This is a genomic window from Streptomyces sp. NPDC032161, from assembly GCF_040636995.1.
Taxonomy (GTDB): Bacteria; Actinomycetota; Actinomycetes; order Streptomycetales; family Streptomycetaceae; genus Streptomyces.
Genome location: NZ_JBEZVN010000011.1, coordinates 152,597 through 159,124, shown reverse-complemented (window position 1 = coordinate 159,124; position 6,528 = coordinate 152,597). Strand labels below are relative to the sequence as shown.

Genomic DNA, 6,528 nt, shown 5'->3' with positions numbered 1-6,528 from the left:
GCGTCTCTCGCTTCTCCCCCCCCCGGCGGGGCGGGGCCGCGCGGCGGGGGGGGGGGGGGCGGGCGGGCCGCCCGCCCGCGCGCGCGCCCCCCCCCCCCCGGCCCCGGGCCGGACGGTACCCGGCCGGTCAGGCAGCCGGGGCGGTTCGGGCCGCCGCGATCCTGATCACGGCCTCGCATGTGGTGCCGTTGACGGCCACGGCGAGCGTGACGGTGCCGGGGCGGAGCGCGGTGAGGGTGCCGGTCGAGGGGTCGAGGACCGCGGTGTGGCGGTGCCGGGCGCCGTCCGCGCGGCCGATGTGGACGTTCGGGGATCCGGTCCAGTCGGCGGACAGCGGGAAGCCGACGGGCACCTCGCGGGAGCCCTGGGTGACGGTCGCGGTGACCTTGGTACGGCTCCCGGCCCCGACGACCGCGGGCGCGTCGAGCGACAGCCCGTCGACATGGGCCCGGGTCTGGACGGAGACCCAGTCCGGGCCGCCGCGCCACGGCCGCTGCCGGGCGGCGGCCTGTTCACCGGGGATGACGCGGTCCACGCCGATCAGCGACCAGCCGGTGAATCCGCCCTCGCCCGCGGGACCGGCCGGTGCCTTGCCGGAGTTGCCGTTGATCAGATACGGCACTCCGTCGACGTGCGAGGCGTGGAAGACCCCGACGTGACCGCCGACGAACGCCGCGCCCTTGCCCGTCGTGCGGCGGAAGTCGGCGAGCCACTGCTCGACGAGGGCCGCCTCCTTGCGGTCGCCGAGCCGGCTGCCCTTCTGCACGGTCGGGTCGCGCGGCGGCACGTGCTCGATCAGCACGACCGAGCCGACGTTCCGGTCCTTCGCCGCCGCGTCCAGCTGGGCGCGGAACTCCTTGATCTGGTCGAAGCCGCCGCCGCGCAGACTCAGGCTGGACGTGTCGAGGGTGATGACCCGGGTGCCCTTGTGGTCGAACGTCCGCCGGGCGGGCCCGAACTCGTCGACGAAGTCGTCGATCCGCCCGCCCATCACCTCGTGGTTGCCCGGAACGTAGTACCAGGGCAGTGCGTCGCCGAGTTCCTCGGTGAGGACGCGGCGGGCGAACGCCAGGTCCGCGGGCGAGCCCTCGTCGACGAGGTCGCCGTCGATGACCAGGAAGTCGGGGCGGGCCGCCTTGATCTCGCGCAGGGTGCGCCGTGCCTGGGCGACGATGTCGCTGTCCGGGGCCCGCGCGACGAACTGGGCGTCGGACATCACCGCGAACCGCCAGTCGCGCCGCCCGGTCACGGCCGCCGGATCGATCAGCGGATCGGCCGGTGCGGCCTGTTCGGGGAGGTCGACGGCGGGCGGGACCTGGGCGGTGAGGTCGTCGACGACGATCTCGCCCGTGTACTGCTTGGTGGCGGCCGTCTCGGCGAGGTAGAAGCGGGACACGGTGAGCGGCGTGGCGGCCCCTTGCGGTACGGCGAAGGTGACCTGCCGCCAGCCCGTCCAGGTGACGTACGGCCCGCGCAGCAACTGGTCGGAGCCGGCGGCGTCCTTGAGGTGCAGGGTCGGCCAGGCGCCGTGGCCGTCGCCCTTGATCCACAGCGTGAACGACTGGGGCTGCCCGGGTACGGCGACCGGCCGGGGCGGGGCGGCGTAGGCGGCGCGGGTGGCGGTGGACTGCGTGAAGTCGTAGGCGATTCTCAGCCCGGTGCCGGTGCGGCCGTCGGGGGTGGCGGAGAGGGAACCGCTCGCCCGGGCCTGGCTGAAGGTCCAGGAGTCCGCGTCGTCGAAGGAGGAGACGGCCTGCTCGGCGAGGCCGACGGTGACGGCGAGGACGGTGGTGGTGCCGGCGACGGTGGCCCTGATCTGCCCGGCGCCGCTCCCGGCGCGAGAGGTGACGGTGAAGGAGCCCCGGCCGTCGTCCCGGACGTCGAAGAGCGTGCGGTCGTAGTCGAGGGAGACGTCGCGCGGTTCGACGGGGGCGGAGGTGCCGTGGGCGTCGAGCCCGACGATCCCGAACGTGCCGGTGGCGTTCGCGTCGGCGAGGCCGATGCGCCGGGCGGTCGGCTCGATGCGGGCCAGTTCGTCGAGGACGGTGAGAGTGGTGCCGCCGCGCGCGGCGCCCTTCTCGGCGCGTATCTCGGTGGTGCCGCCGCGGTGCGCGGTGAACAGGCCGCCCCGGTCCACGGTGCCGACCGAGCCGCGTACGGACCGCCACCGCGGGGTGCCGTCGGCGGGGCCGTACGTCTCGTCGTATCCGCTCGCGGTGAGGCGACGGGTCAGCCCGGGGAAGACCCGGTCGGGGTGACCGCCCCCGACCGGGTCGACACCCGGCGCGGAGGCGGCGGCGGTACGGGGCCGGACCCAGAAGCCCTTGAGCCGGCCGCTGCCGTCGGGGGCGGTGAGGGCGAGGCCGTTGGGGACGGTGCGTTCGCTGCCGTCGGACGGGCTGTTCTCGACGCGGAGCGCGTCGCTCCCGGGTTCCCGTGCGACGAGGGTCGAGGAGCCGCCGCCGTCGAGGTTGAGCGCGCTGTACGAGCCGGCGCGGCGCATCATCAGCCCGAGTTCGGTGAGGGTGACGCCGCCGCTGTCGGCCTGCCGGCCGTCGACGGTGATGATCTGCATGGTCCGGCCGTCCCTGGAGAACCCGACGGCGGTGCGGGGCGCGGCGGTGTTGTTGCCCTCGCCCTCGTGGTTCTGGGCGACCCCGTCGACGACGAGGAGTTCCCGGCCGCCGACGGCGGTGCGCGGCACGGATCCGCCGTCGCTGCGGGCCCGGTAGGTCAGGGACACCGGATCACCGGGCTTCAGGGCGCGCAGTGCGGCGGCCCCGGCCTCACGGCCGGTCAGCACGGTGGTATCGCCCGGGATGTCCCCCGATCCGGGGGTGTCCGACACGGAGACCACCGTGCCGTCCCGTACGACGGCCTCCGCGACGGGGGCGGCGTCGTCCACGGTCAGCGCGCGGTCGGCGCTTCCCCAGGCGGAGGTGTAGGCGCCCACTCCCCCGGCGGGCACATCGGCGGCGTTGTACGCCGTGAGCGGGCGCTTGCCCGAGGGCAGGGTGAGCGTCCCCTCGAAGTAGAGGTTGAGGATGCGGCCCGCGCCGCCGGGGCCGATGCCGACGGCCCGGTCGACGCCCGGGGCCGGTGACTGAACGACGGCTCCGTCCTTGATGCCGATGCCCTGCGGGGCCCCGGTCTGGTTGATGTCGAAGAAGTCCGCGTTGATCGCGGCGACGGTGCGGCGGCCCCGGCCCGGGTCGTGCCCGGCGGCGAGCTCGGAGACCGTGCGCCGCTGCGAGACCTTGCCGGAGGAGAGGTAGTCGGCGCGCACGCCGCCGCCGTCGAGGTCGACGGAGAGCGAGTCGACCCGCAGCCACTTGTCGGATTCGAGCCGGTCGTACGAGTCCAGGCGGACGCCCGGGGCGATCGGGCGCGAGGTGCGCGCGGTCTCGATGCCGTCGCCGTCCACGGCCGAGCGGGGCCTTCCCGCCGGGACGCTCGCGGGCGGCGGGGCGACGGGTCTGAGAATCTCGGCCGGGGTACGGGGGCGGGGGTCGGGGGTCGTGTCGGCGAGGGCGGGCGTGATCGCGCCGGCCGTCAGCGCGGACACCGTCGCGAGCAGCACGAGCGAACGCGTCGCCCTCCCGCGCCGCCGCGCCGCTCCCCCGGGCGATGCGGTGCTCCTGCCGGCTGTGCCAAGGGCCACAAGTCCTCCTGCGGTTCCGTCGGTTGCCCGGCCCGGGCCGCGGGCGGGGCACTGTCGGCCGCCAGCCTGGCCCGCGCCGGGGGCCGCGCACCAGAGGGACTCGGGAACCACGGGGAGAACACGTCGGGTCGGCTCCGTGACGGGAACGATCACCTGGACGGCGGCACTGTTCGCGACGGCCCGCCGCAGGGTGGCCCAGACTTGACGGCATGCCACCTCCGAAACGCGCCCGGCGCAGTGCGGGCCTTCTCCTGTTCCGCCGTCCCGCCGGGGTCGCGGACGACCGGGCCGAGGGCGTGCGGGCCACGGACGACGGCACCGGCTTCGAGGTGCTCCTCGCGCACATGGGCGGCCCGTTCTGGGCGGGACGCGAGGACGCCGCGTGGTCGGTCCCCAAGGGCGAGTACGGCCCGGAGGAGGAGCCGCGGGACGCCGCCCGCCGGGAGTTCGAGGAGGAGTTCGGTCACGCGGTGCCGGACGGCACGTGGGTGGCGCTCGGCGAGGCCCGGCAGTCCGGCGGCAAGACCGTGGTGGTGTGGGCGGTGGAGGCGGACGTGGATCCCGCGGCGGCCGTGCCGGGGACGTTCACCATGGAGTGGCCGAGGGGCTCCGGTGTGCTGCGGGCGTTTCCGGAGGTGGACCGGTTCGCCTGGTGCGCTCCCCGGGAGGCGGAGCGGCGGCTCGTGGCGGGGCAGCGGGTGTTCCTCGACCGGCTGCGCGAGCACCTGCGCGGGTGCGGGTGACGCCCGCCCGGGACGATCCCCGGGCGGGCGTCGGCCCTCGTCGGGCCGGCCTCCTTCGCGATGCCGCCGACCGGGGGCGTCGCGTTCCCGCCGGTGCCGCGGTGGCGTCGGTTCAGCCGCCGTGCTCCCGGCCTCCGACGCTTCGGTACGCGCCGGCGCCCGCCACGACCGGGCGGCCGTCGCGCAGTTCCATCCGGTCGCCGGTGAACCTGCCGCGGAAGGCACGGTCGTGCGAGACGACCACCACCGCTCCCCGGTATCGCGCGAGCGCCGCCTCCACCTCCTCCACCAGACCGAGGGCGATGTGGTTCGTCGGCTCGTCCAGCACCAGCAGATCGGCCGGGCGGGTGACCAGGCGGGCCAGCGCGAGCCTGCGTTGCTGCCCGGCCGAGAGCGCGGCGACCGGCACCGCCAGGTCCTCGGGGCGGAACAGGCCCAGGGCGAGGAGGTTCTCGGCGTGCTCGTCGGGGTGGCCGGGCCGTCCCTGCGCGAACGCCTCCAGCAGGGTGCGGCGGGTCGGCCGGGCCGGGAGTTCCTGGGGCAGGTACCCGAGGCGGCCACGGCGGCGCACCGTGCCCGCGTCGGGGGCGAGTTCGCCCGCCAGGACCCGCAACAGGGTCGACTTCCCGGCGCCGTTGGGACCGGTGACCAGGAGGCGCTGCCCGGGGTCCACGCGCAGCGCGGGCAGGTGGAGCCGGTCGCCGACGACGACGGAGTCGAGTTCGGCGAGCGGACCGGGGGTCGCCGTCTCCTGCCCGGCGGCGACGGCGATGTCGGCGTGGAAGCGCAGTGGTTCGGGCGGGGCAGGCACAGGATTCCCGCGCAGTTCCTCCAGCCGTCTCGCGGCGGCCCCGACCCGGCCCGACAGCTTGGCCTCGTGCGACCGCCGGTGCTTGCCGAAGCCCTGCCGCGGGTCCTTCCCCGTCCTGGCGAGGCGCTGCCCCGTCGCGTTCACGAGTTCTTCCGCACGGGCCAGCTCGTCCAGCCATTCCTGGTGGTCCTGGACCCGGCGACGGCGGGCGGCGGTCTTCGCGGTGCGGTAGCCGTCCCAGCCGCCGCCGTACCGGACGACCCGGCGCAGGTCGCGGTCGACCTCCAGGACGACGCGGGTGGTCCGCTCCAGGAAGGCCCGGTCGTGGGTGATGACGACGACGGTGCCGCGGTGGGCCCGCAGGTGGTCCTCAAGCCAGGTGGTGGCGCGGAGGTCGAGGTGGTTGGTGGGTTCGTCGAGCAGCAGGAGCTCGGGGGCGGATGCCAGCACGCAGCCGAGCGCGAGCCGGGACTGTTCACCGCCGGACAGGGTGCCGAGGAGTCGCCCGCGGGTGAGGTGGCCGATCCCGAGGCCGTGCAACGCGGCGTCCACGCGGCTGTCGGCGCGGTAGCCGTCGCGTTCCTCGTACGCCGTCAGCAGTTCGCCGTAGGCGGCGAGCCGGGACGGGTCGGGGGTTCCCGGGGCGCCGAGCGCTTCCTCGGCGGCGCGGATCTCGCGCTCCAGGGTACGCAGTTCGGCCAGGGCGAGGTCGACGACGTCCTGGACGGTGCGGTCGGGGTCGAGGGCGAGGGTCTGGGGCAGATGGCCGGTGCCGCCGGGGAAGCGGACGGTGATCTCTCCGCCGTCCGGTGCCTCCGTTCCGGAGATCAGGCGGAGGAGGGTGGACTTCCCGGAGCCGTTCTCGCCGATCACCGCGACCTTGTCGCCGGGGCGGACGGTGAACGTCACCTGGTCGAGGACGGAGCGGTCGCCGTAGCGCTTGGAGACGTCCTTGAGGGCGAGTTGGGCACGGAGGTGTTCGTGGTTCATGGGCGCATTCCCTGAGATGACATGCCGCGGCGGCGCACGTGCACACGTGCGCGGCGGGGCGGGGTTGTCGGACGGGCGGAACGGCGCGTCGCACGCGAGAGGGGCAGCCCTCGGGTCACCCGGTGTCGCGTGGCGCGTCCGTGCCCGGCCTCAGCGGAAGTAGTAGTGACGCGAACCCATGGGACGCAGTCTAGAGGCGGCGGCTCGGGCGGGCCTCCGGTTTTCCCGCCCGTTCGCCCTCCGGCCCCGTCCTGGGCGGTGTCCTCGCAGTGCCGTCGTCCGGCCGGAGGCCGGGCCGTGCGGCGTCCGACAACGCGGAGAGC

3 protein-coding genes are annotated in these 6,528 nt (G+C 75.5%); 1 reads left to right on the top strand and 2 read right to left on the bottom strand.

Translation table 11 applies throughout. The annotated features are described in order from the left end of the window. Window positions 1-127 precede the first annotated feature (127 nt). Complete coding sequence (locus AB0E67_RS21420) at window positions 128-3,577, bottom strand: phosphodiester glycosidase family protein (RefSeq protein WP_362029060.1); 3,450 nt, start codon at window positions 3,575-3,577, stop codon at window positions 128-130. Window positions 3,578-3,870: 293 nt separating this feature from the next. Here AB0E67_RS21420 and AB0E67_RS21415 point away from each other — a divergent pair, with 293 nt between their 5' ends. Continuing rightward, window positions 3,871-4,404, top strand: coding sequence for an NUDIX domain-containing protein (locus tag AB0E67_RS21415; RefSeq protein WP_362029052.1), 534 nt, complete (start codon window positions 3,871-3,873; stop codon window positions 4,402-4,404). Between the two features lie 112 nt (window positions 4,405-4,516). On the opposite strand, the gene abc-f is transcribed toward AB0E67_RS21415, so the two are convergent. After that, entirely contained in the window at window positions 4,517-6,205 is a 1,689-nt protein-coding gene (gene abc-f, locus AB0E67_RS21410; protein ID WP_362029049.1) for a ribosomal protection-like ABC-F family protein, read from the bottom strand. Window positions 6,206-6,528 lie beyond the last annotated feature (323 nt).

Coding starts and splice junctions, on each gene's coding strand:
- AB0E67_RS21415 (WP_362029052.1), top strand. CDS start 3,871: ATGCCACCTCCGAAACGCGCCCGGCGCAGTGCGGGCCTTCTCCTGTTC.
- abc-f (WP_362029049.1), bottom strand. CDS start 6,205: ATGAACCACGAACACCTCCGTGCCCAACTCGCCCTCAAGGACGTCTCC.